This is a genomic window from Streptomyces sp. NPDC039609 (genome assembly GCF_055596705.1).
This window is the reverse complement of the sequence record NZ_JBVIUJ010000003.1, coordinates 187679-201397: the sequence shown is the minus strand read 5'-3', so window position 1 is coordinate 201397 and position 13719 is coordinate 187679. Positions and strand designations below refer to the sequence as shown.

At 72.1% G+C, this 13719-nt stretch carries 14 protein-coding genes; 9 read left to right on the top strand and 5 right to left on the bottom strand.

All coding sequences use genetic code 11. The annotated features are described in order from the left end of the window. Positions 1-108: 108 nt before the first annotated feature. From ACZ561_RS10095 to ACZ561_RS10085, 3 genes are all read right to left on the bottom strand, one after another. Entirely contained in the window at positions 109-1017 is a 909-nt protein-coding gene (locus ACZ561_RS10095) for a hypothetical protein (protein WP_470991856.1), read from the bottom strand. Positions 1018-1116: 99 nt separating this feature from the next. After that, entirely contained in the window at positions 1117-1431 is a 315-nt protein-coding gene (locus ACZ561_RS10090) for a hypothetical protein (RefSeq protein WP_470991853.1), read from the bottom strand. 101 nt (positions 1432-1532) lie between these two features. Further along, entirely contained in the window at positions 1533-2129 is a 597-nt protein-coding gene (locus ACZ561_RS10085; protein WP_470991850.1) for a class I SAM-dependent methyltransferase, read from the bottom strand. 151 nt (positions 2130-2280) lie between these two features. Here ACZ561_RS10085 and ACZ561_RS10080 point away from each other — a divergent pair, with 151 nt between their 5' ends. The 5 genes from ACZ561_RS10080 (at position 2281) to ACZ561_RS10060 (ending at position 7692) form a co-directional block, all read left to right on the top strand. After that, the gene (locus tag ACZ561_RS10080; protein ID WP_470991847.1) at positions 2281-3171 is read left to right on the top strand and encodes an MHYT domain-containing protein; all 891 of its coding nucleotides are present in this window, start codon (positions 2281-2283) and stop codon (positions 3169-3171) included. A gap of 189 nt (positions 3172-3360) precedes the next feature. After that, a complete protein-coding gene (locus ACZ561_RS10075) occupies positions 3361-6231 on the top strand; it encodes a sensor histidine kinase (protein ID WP_470991844.1) in 2871 nt (956 codons plus the stop codon). After that, a complete protein-coding gene (locus tag ACZ561_RS10070; RefSeq protein ID WP_470991841.1) occupies positions 6228-6662 on the top strand; it encodes a roadblock/LC7 domain-containing protein in 435 nt (144 codons plus the stop codon). Before ACZ561_RS10075 ends, ACZ561_RS10070 begins: the two co-directional genes overlap by 4 nt. Before the next feature lie 12 nt (positions 6663-6674). Continuing rightward, positions 6675-7091 carry a DUF742 domain-containing protein gene (locus tag ACZ561_RS10065; protein ID WP_376434100.1) on the top strand — a complete coding sequence of 139 codons (417 nt, stop codon included), beginning with the start codon at positions 6675-6677 and terminating at the stop codon, positions 7089-7091. Beyond that, entirely contained in the window at positions 7072-7692 is a 621-nt protein-coding gene (locus ACZ561_RS10060; protein ID WP_470991837.1) for a GTP-binding protein, read from the top strand. Before ACZ561_RS10065 ends, ACZ561_RS10060 begins: the two co-directional genes overlap by 20 nt. 28 nt (positions 7693-7720) lie before the next feature. On the opposite strand, the gene ACZ561_RS10055 is transcribed toward ACZ561_RS10060, so the two are convergent. Next, positions 7721-8146 carry a PPOX class F420-dependent oxidoreductase gene (locus tag ACZ561_RS10055; RefSeq protein ID WP_470991834.1) on the bottom strand — a complete coding sequence of 142 codons (426 nt, stop codon included), beginning with the start codon at positions 8144-8146 and terminating at the stop codon, positions 7721-7723. Positions 8147-8283: 137 nt separating this feature from the next. Here ACZ561_RS10055 and ACZ561_RS10050 point away from each other — a divergent pair, with 137 nt between their 5' ends. Further along, positions 8284-8697 (top strand): roadblock/LC7 domain-containing protein, encoded by a 414-nt coding sequence (locus ACZ561_RS10050; protein WP_362357998.1) that lies wholly within the window; start codon positions 8284-8286, stop codon positions 8695-8697. A gap of 131 nt (positions 8698-8828) precedes the next feature. Next, positions 8829-9836, top strand: coding sequence for a DUF6397 family protein (locus tag ACZ561_RS10045; RefSeq protein WP_470991830.1), 1008 nt, complete (start codon positions 8829-8831; stop codon positions 9834-9836). Here the strand turns inward: ACZ561_RS10045 and ACZ561_RS10040 are convergent. Further along, the gene (locus ACZ561_RS10040) at positions 9790-11340 is read right to left on the bottom strand and encodes an MFS transporter (protein WP_470991827.1); all 1551 of its coding nucleotides are present in this window, start codon (positions 11338-11340) and stop codon (positions 9790-9792) included. The genes ACZ561_RS10045 and ACZ561_RS10040 overlap by 47 nt on opposite strands. Positions 11341-11590: 250 nt before the next feature. Here ACZ561_RS10040 and ACZ561_RS10035 point away from each other — a divergent pair, with 250 nt between their 5' ends. Both ACZ561_RS10035 and ACZ561_RS10030 read left to right on the top strand, forming a co-directional pair. Next, complete coding sequence (locus tag ACZ561_RS10035) at positions 11591-12064, top strand: MarR family winged helix-turn-helix transcriptional regulator (protein ID WP_470992957.1); 474 nt, start codon at positions 11591-11593, stop codon at positions 12062-12064. A 98-nt stretch (positions 12065-12162) separates the two neighbouring features. Further along, positions 12163-13710, top strand: a complete 1548-nt coding sequence (locus tag ACZ561_RS10030; protein WP_470991824.1) for an ATP-dependent DNA ligase — start codon at positions 12163-12165, stop codon at positions 13708-13710. Positions 13711-13719: the final 9 nt, after the last annotated feature.

The window sequence follows — 13719 nt, the reverse complement described above, 5'->3', positions numbered from 1 at the left end:
ACGGGGTGTGCCGCCACATCGTGCGGCGCGCCCTCCCGTGCGGCCATGGTCCCGGCCCACACCTCGGGCCGTCGGCCCATGTGGGGCCGCGGGTGCGGGCCCCCGGCCTCAGGAGGGGCGCACCGCCATCGCGTCCAGGGCCTCCAGGAGGTCCGGCAGTTTCGGGCCGCGCGCCACCGGGAGGACTTCGCGGGGTTCGTCGTCCAGGAGGACGAAGGCCATGTCGTCGGTCCGCGCGACGAGCGACCAGCCGGGACCGTCGGCGCGCAGCATGCGCGCCCCGCCGGCGGCGAAGCTCGACCGCACCCGTCCCACCGGGGGTGCGTCCTCCAGATAGCCACGCAGCTCGGAGAGCGCGCGACGGACGCCGTCGTACGGATCGCGGGGAGCGTCGTCGCCGTCCCCGCCCCCGTCGCCGGTGCCCGGGCTGTCCGGCGTGCCGCCCGTCCCGGTGTCGGCCCCGGTCCGCGACTCGTCCGGTACGGATCGGTTGCCGGTGGCCGGGTCCGCCGTGTCGGCCCCGGCGTCCTCGGCTCCCTCGGCGTCGTCCATCTGCGCCCGCCAGGATGCCCACTGCAGCGCCACCTCGTCGGCGCCGAGCCTGCGCTGGGCCGGTCCCCAGGCGTCGTCGTCCGGCGGAGTGAGTGGCGTGCGGTCGCCCTCCTCCGGCTCCGGGTCGTGCGGGGCCGGGAGGTCAGGCGAAGCCGTCGCCACGGCGAGCGGCCAGCCGGGGAGCGCGGCCACGACCGAGCGCTCGTCGGGGGAGAGGTCGTACTCCATCCCGCAGTCCCAGGAGGCGATGGCCACCGCGACCAGCGAGACGTCGTCGATGGCCACGGTCCACCGGGCGCCCTCGCCGTCCTGGCCGAGGACGAGCCCGTACCCCTCGGCGTAGGGCTTGAGCTCCAGCGCCGCGCAGGCCGCCGGATAGTCGTCGCCCAAGGCGCTCGGGAACCGCGCGGGCGTGAGCAGCACCGCGGTCAGCACGTACAGCGCGTCGTCGTCGGCGGTAGCCACGTCAGCCTCCCCATCTGGTCGTCGGCGCACCTTAACCAGTGGGTAACCCGCGCGTCGAGAGTCTCCGGGAGGAATCTGGCACGGCCGATTCCGTACGGCTCAGGCCGTGGGCAGCCCGGGCAGTCCCAGGAGGGAGCGGGCCACGGTCTGCGGCGACTCGCCGCGCTCACGGGCGAGTGCGATCACGGCACGGCAGGCGAGCTCGTTGATGCCGAAGGAGAGGGCTTCGGGGGAGACCCAGGTGGCGGCCTCCTCGATCTGGTCCTGATCCTCCTCCACGCAGCCGGCCACGTACGTCGCCGCCGCCTCGAAGATGTTGTGCTGCCGCCGCACCCGGGGCGGCTCGGGTGTACCGTCCGGTGCCCGTCGCGCGGTCGGCAGGAGGGCATTGAGGAGTGCTCGCATTCGGGCCATGGCCTGCCGCCTTCCCCGGACACGGCTGCCCGGCACTTCCACCGTAGACAGGGAAGTGCCGGGACAGAAGGCCGCGTTGGCCGTGATGACGACCAAGTGGCTCATTCGCGAACGGCGAGCACCAGGTAACGGTCGTCCTCGTCGACGTAACTGACCATCCGCCATCCGGAACCGGAGAGAAGTGGGCGCAGGTTGGGCTCGGCGCGCAGATCGTCGTCGGTGATCTGCCGGCCGTGGCGGGCGGCGAGGGCGGCGCGGCCGATGGGGTGGAAGAGGGCGAGCTGTCCGCCGGGGCGGACCGCCCGGGCCAGTTCGCGCAGGTTCTCGGCGGGGTCCGCCAGATGGGAGATGAGACCGGCCCCGAACACCGCGTCGAGCGCGCCCTCGCGCAGCGGCAGCCGGGCGACGTCCGTGAGGAGCAGTTCGGCGGACTTGTCGCGCCCGGCCCGTACCGCCTGAGCCAGCATCTCCGGGGTGAGATCGGCGCCGATGACGGTCCCGGTCGGGCCCACGGCCGCACGCAGCGCGGGCAGGGCGCGGCCGGTGCCGCACCCCGCGTCGAGCACGGCGTCGCCGGGACGCAGTGCGAGATCGGCGACGGCCGCGGCGTAGGCGGGGCCGTCGTCGGGGAAGCGGGTGTCCCAGTCGGCGGCCCGGGGGCCGAAGAACTCCTGGACATGGGTGGGGTCATCGCTCATGCGTGCATGATGCCTCAGCCTCAGGGGTGAACGTCCTGTGCGCATGTTCGAGCGCGGCACGATCGTTCTGGAACATCTCTGTGTCATATTCCATCAGGTTTCGAAATGCGCCCCCGATGCGCCCCCTTGTCCGGACTAGCGTCCCTGGGTCATGGGACACCTGGACCACGCCACCTTCGGCTGGCTGACACCTGCGCTGTCGTACGCGATGGCCTGCATAGGCGCCGCCCTCGGGCTGCGCTGCACCGTACGAGCGCTCGACGCGACCGGCCGATCGCGACGCAACTGGCTGCTCACCGCCGCGTCCGCCATCGGCACCGGCATCTGGACGATGCACTTCGTCGCGATGCTCGGCTTCGGCGTGACCGGGACCGACATCCGCTACAACGTACCGCTGACCATTCTCAGCCTTCTCATCGCCATGGCGGTCGTCGGAGTCGGAGTCTTCGCCGTCGGCCACGGCCGCGACCGGGTCCGCTCACTCCTGATCGGCGGGCTCACGACCGGTATCGGCGTCGCGAGCATGCACTACATGGGGATGGCCGCCCTGCGACTGCACGGGCAGGTGACGTACGACCCCATGCTCGTCGCACTCTCCATCGTCATCGCGGTCGTCGCCGCGACGGCGGCGCTGTGGGCGGCGCTCAACATCCACGCCCCGGCCGCCGTGGCGGTCGCCTCGCTGGTCATGGGAGCGGCCGTCAGCAGCATGCACTACACGGGCATGTTCGCCGTCCGCGTCGAGGTCGCTCCCTCGACGGCTGCGCTGCCCGGGGCCACGGCGATGCAGTTCATCTTCCCCCTCGCCGTGGGCCTCGGCTCCTATCTCTTCATCACCTCCGCCTTCGTCGCCCTCTCCCCGACGGCCAGGGAGCGCGCGGCGTACGCCTCGGCCGAGCGCCTCACCGAGCCCGACGAACGCGCGGTCGACGTGGCACCCCCCGGCTACCGGCCTGAACAGGCCACCGCCGACACCGCGAGGGCAGCGGCCTCCTACGCCTACCCGGCGGGCCCCGTGGACGGCGGCCGGCACCACACGTAGGCCACCCCTGGGGCCGACCCGGGCCGGACCGGGTCATGCCTGGACCGGGCTCGAGCGGGACCTGAGCCGGACCCCGCGAGGCCGTGCCCGACGTGGGCCGTACCGACCCCGCCTCCGCGCCGACGCCGCACCGCGGCCCGCGCGGGACGCACACCGCACCTGGACAGACGCAGCCGGAACGAGGAGGCCATGCGAACTCCCCGCAAGACCAAGGACGCCGACACCCCGGCGCCGCAGGCGGCGCGCGGACGGCGCGCGCACGCAGGGCCGCCCGCCGACGAACCCGCGGAGCGTGCCCCCGAGGCACAGGCCGACCCGGGCGGTCGGGCGGTCAGGCCGTCCGCCCCGCCCCGACGCCGCGGGCTGCGCCCCAGGACCGTCCGGGCGAAGATCGTCTCGCTGCTGATGGTCCCCGTCGTGTCGCTGCTGGCCCTGTGGGGATTCGCCACCGTCACCACCGCTCAGGACATCGCCCGACTCCGCGAACTCCAGCGGGTCGACGCGGAGATCCGCGAGCCCGTCGCCGCCGCCGTCACCGCCCTGCAGGCCGAACGCCGTGCCGCCGTGCGCCAGGTCGCCGTGCCCGGCGCCGGACGCGTCACCGAACTCAAGGAGCAGATGCGGCGCACGGACGCAGCCGTCGCCCGGCTCCGCCTCGACGGCGGGCACACCGTCGGCGACACCGGGGACCTGCCCCGCAACGTCGCCGACCGGATCGGACGGTTCGTCACCAAGGCCGAGGGCCTCGACCGACTCCGTACCGCCGCGGCCGCAGGCAACGCCGACTGGGACCAGGTGTACAAGGAGTACACGGCCGCGATCACCGCCGCCTTCGCCGTCGACGGCGCACTGAGCGGCATCCAGGACGCGGAGATCGGCTCCGACGCGCGCGTGCTGCTGGAATTCGGCCGCGCCGGCGAGATGCTCGCCCGCGAGGACGCCCTGCTCGCCTCGGCCCACCTCGGCGGAGAGTTCGGTGCGGAGAGGCTCCGGCAGTTCACCGGGGCCGTCGAGACGCGCCGCACCCTCACCGAGGCCGCCACCGCCGACCTGCGCGGAGCCGAGCGCGCCGCCTGGGAGAACCTCGCCGCCCAGCGCGGCTACCAGCAGCTCACCGCCGCGGAGGACCGGGTACGCGCCGCGGCTCCCGGCCGCAAGGCCGCCCAGGCCGTGCCCGCCGCCACCTGGGACGACGCCATGGCGGTCGTACGCGGTGGGCTCAGCACCATCGAGACGGACGCCCGGCGCGCGGCGGCCGAACGGGCCGACCCGTTCGCGGGAGGCGTGCTGACGGCCGGAGGCGCGGCGGTGCTGCTCGGCCTCGCCGCCGTCGCCGCCTCCCTCGTCATCTCCGTACGCATCGGACGCGCCCTGGTCATCGAACTGATCAGCCTGCGCAACACCGCTCTGGCGATCGCCCGCCGTAAACTCCCCGCCGCGATGACGCGGCTGAGGGCCGGCGAGGAGATCGACGTCCAGGCCGAGGCCCCGCCGGGACCCGCCCCTCAGGACGAGATCGGCCAGGTCGGAGAGGCGCTCACCACCGTCCACCGGGCAGCGCTCTCCGCCGCCGTGGAACGCGCCGAACTCGCCAGTGGCATCTCCGGCGTCTTCGTCAACCTCGCCCGCCGCAGCCAGGTTCTGGTCCACCGCCAGCTCAACCTGCTGGACAGCATGGAGCGCAGGGCCGACGACCCGAACGAACTCGGCGACCTCTTCAGGCTCGACCACCTCACGACCCGGATGCGACGCCACGCCGAGAGCCTGATCATCCTCTCCGGCGCCGCCCCCGGCCGTGCCTGGCGGATGCCGGTCCCGCTCACCAACGTCGTACGGGCCGCCGTCTCCGAGATCGAGGACTACGCGCGCGTGGAGATGCGGCAGCTCCCCGAGACGGCCGTCGTCGGCGGCGCCGTCGCCGACCTCACCCACCTGCTGGCCGAGCTCATCGAGAACGCCGCCCAGTTCTCCCCGCCCCACACCAAGGTGCGGATCAGCGGCGAACCGGTCGGCAACGGCTACGCCCTGGAGATCGAGGACCGGGGGCTCGGCATGGGTAAGGAGAGCCTCGCCGAGGCCAACACCCGGATCAAGCAGTCCGAGGCCCTCGACCTGTTCGACAGCGACAGGCTCGGCCTCTTCGTGGTCAGCCGGCTCTCCTCCCGGCACGAGATCAAGGTCCATCTGCGGACCTCGCCGTACGGGGGCACGACAGCGGTCGTCCTGCTCCCCAACGACGTGCTGCAGAGCGCGCTTCCGCCCGGGAGGAGCGCGCCTGACCCGCGGGCGTCCGAGGGCTCCCGTGCGGACACCGCGCACGGCTACGCGCCGCCCCGTACGCACGGAGAGCGCGGGCGCGCCGAGACCGGGCCGGAGACCCCCTTCCCCCGCCCCCGGCACCAGAAGCCCGTCGCCATGGCCCCCGCACCGTCCCCGGCACAGCCGCTGCCGCGCCCGCCGCGCATCCCGGCACTCGCGGGACAGCCGGAAGGCCCGGAGGCGAGCTTCCCGGAGCAGCCGCCCGCCGGGGTCACCACCCTGCGTCAGCGCGGCCGTTCGGCCCAGCCCCAGCCCCAGCCCCCGCAGCCGGCGCCGGCCTCGGCCTCGGCCGAATCCGGCCCCAAGGAAGCCGCTGTCGACGACTCCGGCGATCTGCCGCGCCGTGTGCGCCAGGCCAGCCTCGTACCGCAGCTGCGCGAGGCGCCACCGGCCGACCTCCCGCCCACCCCGGCCGTCCAGGGCGCGGACGAACGCACCCCCGAACAGGTCAGGGACCGCATGACCGCCTACCGCGACGGCTGGACGCGAGGAGGCGGAGCAGCCCCCGGCACTCGGCGCCCCCTCGGGACGGGCACCGGCCGCGCCTTCGGCCACGACCCGGGCCGCGACTTCGCGAGCGATCCCGGCCGTCACGTCGGCCACGACCCGGGCCGCGACGTCGTCGCCGATCCCGGCCGCCACTTCGCCAACGACCCGGGCACAGGCCCGGGCAGCGACCTCGACCATGACCACGACCGTGACCTCGGCCGCGAATTCGGCAATGAAGGAGACCCCGCATGATCGACCACGAGAGGATTTCCCACCATCGCTCCGGCGAACTCGACTGGCTCCTCGACGACCTCGTCGTCCGGGTCCGCGAAGTCCGGCACACGGTCGTGCTGTCCAACGACGGGCTGGCCGTCGGCTCCTCCAGCGGCCTCAGCCGGGAGGACGCCGAGCATCTGGCCGCCATCGCCTCGGGGTTCAACAGCCTCGCCAAGGGCGCGGGCCGCCAGTTCCACACCGGCGGCGTGCGCCAGACCATGGTGGAGATGGACGACGGCTTCCTGTTCGTCGCCGCTGCCGGAGACGGTTCCTGTCTCGCCGTCCTCAGCTCCGTGAGCGCCGACATCGGCCTCATCGCCTACGAGATGGCCCGCCTGGTGAAGCGGGTCGGCGAACACCTCCACACCCCGCCGCGGCTCACCACGACCCCGCCGGCCGCGGGCTGACCGGAGACACCCATGAACGAGGACAGCATCGGCGACGGCCAGGCCGTGCCGGGCAGTCACTGGTACGACGCGGACGCGGGGCCGCTCGTCCGCCCGTATGCCATGACCGGTGGCCGTACGAAGCCGGGACCCAGCAACGTACGGTTCGACCTCATCGCACTCGTCGTCGTCGACGACAACCCACCCGGCCGGGCCGAGGAGTCGCTCCTCGGCCCGGAGCACCGGGCCCTGCTCACCCTGTGCCGGGCGGAGACGCAGTCGGTGGCCGAGCTGGCCGCCGACGCCGACCTGCCCGTCGGGGTCGTCCGTGTACTCCTCGGCGACCTCCTCGAAGCGGGCTTCGTCAAGGTCAGTCGACCGGTGCCGCCCGCACAGCTGCCCGACGAACGGATCCTGAGGGAAGTCATCGATGGCCTACGAGCGCTCTGACAGCAGCACCGGTGCGGGCGGCGGTGTGGACACCACGGCCCTCGCCCTGAAGATCCTGGTCGCCGGCGGGTTCGGCGTCGGCAAGACCACCCTGGTGGGCGCGGTCAGCGAGATCCGTCCGCTGCGCACCGAGGAACAGCTCAGCCGGGCAGGGGAGACCGTCGACGACACCGGAGGCGTCGCCCAGAAGACCACCACGACCGTGGCGATGGACTTCGGCCGCATCACCATCCGCTCCGGGCTCTCGCTCTACCTGTTCGGTACACCGGGACAGGACCGGTTCTGGTTCCTCTGGGACGAGCTGTCCCAGGGTGCGCTCGGTGCCGTCGTCCTGGCCGACACGCGACGACTCGAGGACTGCTTCCCCGCGGTGGACTACTTCGAGCACCGCAAGATCCCTTTCGTCGTCGCGGTCAACTGCTTCGCCGGCGCCCGGAACTACGGCGCGCACGAGGTCTCGCGCGCGCTGGACCTGGACCGCGGTACACCTGTGGTGCTGTGCGACGCGCGGGACCGGGACTCGGGCAAGGAAGTGTTGATCCGGCTCGTCGAATACGCCGGACGGATGCACACGGCCCGGCTGCTGGACTCCGTCGGGTGAGGAGGATCGGGGCTCCCGAGGCCCAGGGTCAGTCGGAGACGCCGCCCTGGGCGACCACCTTGTCGATCCGTACGCGGACCAGCAGTTCGCCGGGGACTCCGTTGCGCTCGCCGAACTCCTCGGCGCGGTCCTCGCCCATGTAGCGGCCGCCGATCCGGGCGGCCCAGCGGCGCAGCTCGAACGGGTCCTCGCTGATCTCGGCACGGCCCTGGAGCGTGACGAAGGCGAACGGCGGCCGGTCGTCGTCGACGCACAGGACCACGCGTCCGTCGCGGGCCAGGTTGCGCCCCTTCACGGTGTCCTTACCGGTGTTGAAGACGAAGTCGTCGCCGTCGAGCACGAACCAGATCGGCGCCAGGTGCGGACTTCCGTCCGCGCGCACGGTCGCCAGCTTGCCGGTGCGTGTTCCCTCGGAGACGAAGGCCCGCCACTGTTCCTCGGTCATCTTTGCCATGGCCCCATGGTGAGCCACGCGAGGCGTCCAGGGGTGCTTGCTCTGTCCACGACAGTGCGTAAGGCTTGCGCGCGACACGCGGACCGCGGGGACTTCGGGTCGACGGGGACGCCACACACAGGGGGAAGGACCGACACATGGCGCTGGACAAGGGACTCGACTGGCTCCTGGACGACTTGACCCAGCGGGTCGAGTACATACGGCACGCGCTGGTGCTGTCGAACGACGGGCTGGTGACAGGTGCGAGCAGTGGTCTGGAGCGGGAGGACGCCGAGCATCTGGCCGCGGTGTCCTCGGGTCTGCACAGCCTGGCCCGTGGCTCGGGCCGGCACTTCCAGGCAGGCCGCGCCCGGCAGACGATGGTCGAGTTCGACGAGGCTCTGCTCTTCGTGACGGCGGCGGGCGAAGGCAGTTGCCTGTGCGTGCTGAGCGCGGCGGAGGCGGATGTCGGCCAAGTCGCCTACGAGATGACGCTGCTGGTGAACCGGGTCGGCGAGCACCTCGGTGTGGCGGCGCGACAGCCGGGCAGGGCGGGCGTAGCCGAGCTCTGAGGTTGTCCACAGGCACCGGGCCGAGGCGGTCGGCCGGCGCGTTCCACGGTTGTCCACAGGCCGAGCGGGAACGGGGCGCTGCGGGCTACGGTCGTCACCGAGAGTATTCGTCGCTCACGGGGGAGACCGTCATGACGGTGGAAGAAGGCACGCGCGCGGTGGCATCGACGCGGGCAGCGCAGGAACTGGAACTGAGGCGCGACGAGTTCCAGCTCGCCGTCCAGTTGGGACTGGTGAGGACGGTGCCGGACGTCGCGCCCGGTGCGCCCAAGGGGCCGGGGGCCGCCGGCGCACCGAGCGGGCGGCGCCGGGTGGAGCGGGCCGAGATCGACCGGCTCAGGGCCGCGCCGGACTTCCCGGACGGACTGCGCGACCGCGTTCGCACGGTCGGTACGACGGAGGCGGCCGAGCTGCTCTCCGTGACGCCGGACCGCTTCACCAAGCTCGCCAGGACGGGGCACTTCAGCCCGGTGCGGTTCTATCTGAACCGCTACCGCGCCGTGGTCTGGCTCTATCTCGCCGGTGAGCTGGGCGAGTTCGCCCTGACGCGGCAGACCCTGTTGACCGGCAGGCTGCCGCGGGAGGTCCGCGAGAGGGTCGACGGAGGCGAGGACCGGCGGCCCCGGAACTGGCGTGCCCGGCGGCTGGGGCTGCTGCTCCGCGCGACCGAGGACCCATGGGTGCGGGCGGCGGCGATCGCCTCGCTCCTGGACCCCGTCCAGCTGGCCGAGGTCGTCGACGATCCCTACGAACGTACCCATCTGGACCGGCTGCGTCCGGAACCACCGTCCGGGCGCCCGGAGTCGGCGACCTCTCGCGAGATCGCGGACCGACTGATGCTGGCGGACGACCCGGACGAGATCCTCTGGCACCGCATGAGCCTGGCCCTCGCACTGGACGAGGCCCGCGCGGACCGCCAGGCCCCGCGCCCGGACGGGGGAGTCGGACCGGTCGTCGCCCGGCCGCCCCGCCCGGCCATGCTCCCGCGCCCCTCCACCCACCGCACCCGCCGCAGCCTCCTCGACCGCCTCCGTCGCCGGAAGGCGGGGACGGCCGGAGACAAGGAGGCAACGGTGCTGGGCCAGGGCCCGGCTATCGAGGGCTCGACTCCTGCTTCGGCAGCTCGCGCACGGCGGTGACGGTCGCGGTCCTGGGAGCGATGAACAGCGTGGCCACGAGTGCGAGCACCAGCAGTCCTGCGCAGACGGAGGCGGACACCTGAAGCCCATCGGTCATCGCCTCGCGCGCGGCGTCCGCGGCAGCTGCCGTCCGTGGGTCGGACGACAGCGCAGGGATCACCGACCCGGCGCTCTCCGTCACGGCTCCACTGAGCCGTTCCGCGTCCGGGCCGCTGAGCTCGGTGCCGGCGAGGCGGTCACGCAGCGTGGACGTGAGCGTGCTGAAGAACAGGGTGGTGAGTACGGCGATGCCCAGCGCGGAGCCCAGTTCGCGTGCCGCGCTCTGGATGCCCGAGCCCTGTCCGGCGCTTTCGGTCGGCACGTCCGCGAGAACGATGTTGGTGACCTGCGCGGTGGCGAAGCCGACGCCGATGCCGTAGAGGAAGAGCGCGCTCGCGATCAGCCACCAGGTGCTGTCGGTGGTCGCGAACAGCCCCAGCATCGCCAGGCCGCCGGCTTCCAGGGACAGACCCGTGCGCACTTGGGTGAGCGCTGAGGCGGTCATCGAGAAACTCGCGCCGCTCGCGCAGAAACTGCCTACGGCGAGGGCGACGAGCGCGAGGCCCGCCTGGAAGGCGCTGTAGTCCAGGGCGAACTGCAACCAGAGTGGGATCACCGCGATGATGCCGAATTCGCCGAGGCCGACGACCAGAGTGACGACGTTGCCGTTGCGGAAGGAGGGGACGGAGAACAGCCGCACATCCATCAGCGACTCGCGGTCCTCGCGGCTGAGCGCCGTCTGCCGGCGCCAGAAGGCGCACAGGGCCAGAGCGGACACGACCAGTGCGACGAAGACCGGGGAAGGACCACCACTCCACGACAAGCCGCCGATATCCAGTGGCTCCCGCGTCATGAACCAGCCGTACGTACGGCCTTCGATCAGTGCGAAGGCCAGGAGCCCGAGGCCGAGCGCCGAGAGGATTCCGCCGAGGACGTCGACACTCCCTCGGGTGCGGGGCGAGGCCGGAAGGTGGAGCAGGGCACCTGTGATGATCACCGCCACGAGTGGAACGTTGATACCGAAGGCCCAACGCCACGAGAAGTCCGCGAGCCAGCCGCCCAACAGTGGGCCGACGGCTGCGGTGGCTCCGATGGTCGAACCCCAGATCGCGAACGCCTGACTTCGCGCCCGCCCTGTGAACGTCGCATTGACCAGGGCCAACGAGGTCGGCAGGATCAGGGCGCCGCCGATGCCCTGCAGGAACCGTGCCAGGATCAGCAGGCCGCCGTTCGGCGCGATCGCGGCCAGCACGCTCGTCAGGCCGAACACGACGAGGCCGATGAGGAAGATGCGGCGGGCGCCGTGCAGGTCGCAGAGGCGTCCGGAGACGAGCAGCAGTCCGGCGAAGACGATCGCGTAGGACTCCTGAACCCACTGTGCCTCGATCGTGTCGAGCGAGAGCTCCTCGATGACCGGGGCGAGGATCACGTTGACGATGGTGAGGTCGACGACGATCAGGGCCACGCCCAGAGATACGGCGATGAGCCCTAACCAGCGCCGTGGAGAAGGGGGTTCTGTTGTGACGTCCACAAGGGGCTCCGCTCTTGGATAGCTTTACTGTAAAGGTAACTACCTTTGTCGCAAAGTTAGTTTTTACTCGGGTAGGTTGTCAACGGAGCAGTCGGGCACGCGCCGATCCGTGTGGATCGGGAAGGGGAGCAGGCCAGTGGTGAAACCGGAGTTCGGCGGCGTGGAGGTTCAACGCGACCGCCTCATGGACCGGCTGCGAGGGTTCGGCGCCAACTACACCGAGCTCACTCGGCGCCTCGCGACCTGGCTGGGGCTGCACTCCACCGACGCCGCGGCCCTTGCCGAGATCCTCTACGCCGAGGACAAGGGCTCTCCCCTGTCTCCCGCCAGGCTGAGCGAGCGCATCTCCCTGTCGTCCGGCGCCACGACCATCCTGTTGAACCGCCTCGAACTCGCCGGGCATGTCGTCCGCACCCGTGAGCACACCGACGGCAGAGTCGTCACACTGCGCAGCAGCCCCGCCATCAGGCCGCGGGCCGAGGAGTTCTTCGGCCCCTACGCGGAGCGCATGGCCGCGGAGATGGCGCAGTACACCCCGGAGCAGCTACGACAGTTCGAGAACTTCGTCGAGCATCTGCGCGGGACCATGGATTCGCTGCTCGCGAACGAGTACCGAGAACGCCGCCCAGGCGGCCCTTCCGTAGGAGGCAAAGCCTGATCGGCGTGTGAACGCAGACGGCAGGCGTGGCCGGGAATGGCGGGATTCCGCACCGCGCCCGATGGCGGGTTGCCGTGAGCGCGGGGGAGGATGGGCCCATGCTTCTGGCCCGAGTCGCGGACGCTTCCCAGCAGGTCGCCGCCACCTCTGCCCGCTCACGGAAGATCGCCGTGCTTGCCGAGCTGTTCGCGGAGGCCGCGCCCGAGGAGAGCCCGCTGGTGATCGCGTATCTCTCCGGCCGACTGCCGCAGGGGCGCATCGGTGTCGGCTGGAGCGTCCTCAAGAACGCGATCCCGCCGGCCGTGCCACCCGCCGAGCACCCGACCCTCACGCTCGCCGGCGCCGATGCCGTCATGACCGCGCTCGCGGCCGTGTCCGGCGCCGGTTCGCAGGCGGAGCGGGCCCGGCTCGTGCACGAACTCATGGCCGGTGCCACCCGGCCGGAGCAGGAGTTCCTGCTCCGGCTGCTCTCGGGTGACGTGCGCCAGGGCGCCCTGGACGCCATCGCGCTGGAGGGCGTCGCGCGCGCAGCCACCGTGCCTTCCGCCGAGCTCCGGCGCGCCGTGATGCTCGAAGGCTCCCTGCCCCGCGTCGCCCAGGCCGTGCTCGCGGACGGCCCGGCCGCCCTGGACACCTTCGCCCTGCGGGTCGGCACGCCCGTCCTGCCCATGCTCGCCCACACCGCCGGCTCGGTCACTGAGGCCGTCGCCGGCCTCGGCCCCTGCGTCGTCGAGGAGAAGCTCGACGGCGTCCGCATCCAGGTGCACCGTCACGGCGACCAGGTCCGGGTGTTCACCCGTTCCCTGGACGACATCACCGGACGGCTGCCCGAAGTCGTCGCCCGAGCCCGGGAGATGACGGCCGACTCGTTCATCCTGGATGGCGAGGTCATCGCCCTGGACCCGGCCACGCGGAGGCCGATGGCGTTCCAGGACATCGCCTCACGGGTCGGCTCACGCGTCGACGTCGAGACGGCCCGTGCCACAGTGCCCCTCTCACCCGTCTATTTCGACGTCCTCGCGGCGGACGGCGAGGCGCTCATCGATCACCCAGGCCAGGAACGTCATGCCGTCCTGGCCCGGCTGCTCCCCGAGTCCCTGCGCGTGCGGCGGTTCGTCGTCGACGACCCCGGATCCGCCGCCCAGGTGGAGGCGGCGGAGCGGTTCTTCACCGACACCCTGGCCCTCGGGCACGAAGGCGTCCTGGTCAAGGCGCTGGACGCGCCCTATGTGGCGGGCCGACGCGGCCGCACCTGGCTCAAGGTCAAACCCGTGCACACCCTCGACCTCGTCGTCCTCGCCGCGGAGTGGGGTCACGGCCGTCGCACCGGACTGCTCTCCAACCTCCACCTCGGCGCCCGCGCCGCCGACGGCACGTTCGTCATGCTCGGCAAGACGTTCAAGGGCCTCACCGACGAGATGCTGCGCTGGCAGACCGAGAAGCTGGGCGAACTGGCCGTGGACGACGACGGATTCACCGTACGCGTACGCCCTGAGCTCGTCGTCGAGATCGCCTACGACGGCCTTCAGCGTTCTACCCGCTACCCGGCGGGCATCACCCTCCGCTTCGCCCGGGTCGTACGCCACCGCCCGGACAAGTCCGCAGCCGAGGCCGACACGGTGGAGCACGTCACCGGGCAGTCCTGAACCGTAAAA

Bases quoted from the DNA above. Each gene is read 5' to 3' on its own strand.
- ACZ561_RS10060 (WP_470991837.1), top strand. From the start codon at position 7,072: ATGGCCTACGAGCGCTCTGACAGCAGCACCGGTGCGGGCGGCGGTGTG.
- ACZ561_RS10050 (WP_362357998.1), top strand. From the start codon at position 8,284: ATGGCGCTGGACAAGGGACTCGACTGGCTCCTGGACGACTTGACCCAG.
- ACZ561_RS10090 (WP_470991853.1), bottom strand. From the start codon at position 1,431: ATGGCCCGAATGCGAGCACTCCTCAATGCCCTCCTGCCGACCGCGCGA.
- ACZ561_RS10045 (WP_470991830.1), top strand. From the start codon at position 8,829: ATGACGGTGGAAGAAGGCACGCGCGCGGTGGCATCGACGCGGGCAGCG.
- ACZ561_RS10075 (WP_470991844.1), top strand. From the start codon at position 3,361: ATGCGAACTCCCCGCAAGACCAAGGACGCCGACACCCCGGCGCCGCAG.
- ACZ561_RS10055 (WP_470991834.1), bottom strand. From the start codon at position 8,146: ATGGCAAAGATGACCGAGGAACAGTGGCGGGCCTTCGTCTCCGAGGGA.
- ACZ561_RS10080 (WP_470991847.1), top strand. From the start codon at position 2,281: ATGGGACACCTGGACCACGCCACCTTCGGCTGGCTGACACCTGCGCTG.
- ACZ561_RS10035 (WP_470992957.1), top strand. From the start codon at position 11,591: ATGGACCGGCTGCGAGGGTTCGGCGCCAACTACACCGAGCTCACTCGG.
- ACZ561_RS10065 (WP_376434100.1), top strand. From the start codon at position 6,675: ATGAACGAGGACAGCATCGGCGACGGCCAGGCCGTGCCGGGCAGTCAC.
- ACZ561_RS10030 (WP_470991824.1), top strand. From the start codon at position 12,163: ATGCTTCTGGCCCGAGTCGCGGACGCTTCCCAGCAGGTCGCCGCCACC.
- ACZ561_RS10070 (WP_470991841.1), top strand. From the start codon at position 6,228: ATGATCGACCACGAGAGGATTTCCCACCATCGCTCCGGCGAACTCGAC.
- ACZ561_RS10085 (WP_470991850.1), bottom strand. From the start codon at position 2,129: ATGAGCGATGACCCCACCCATGTCCAGGAGTTCTTCGGCCCCCGGGCC.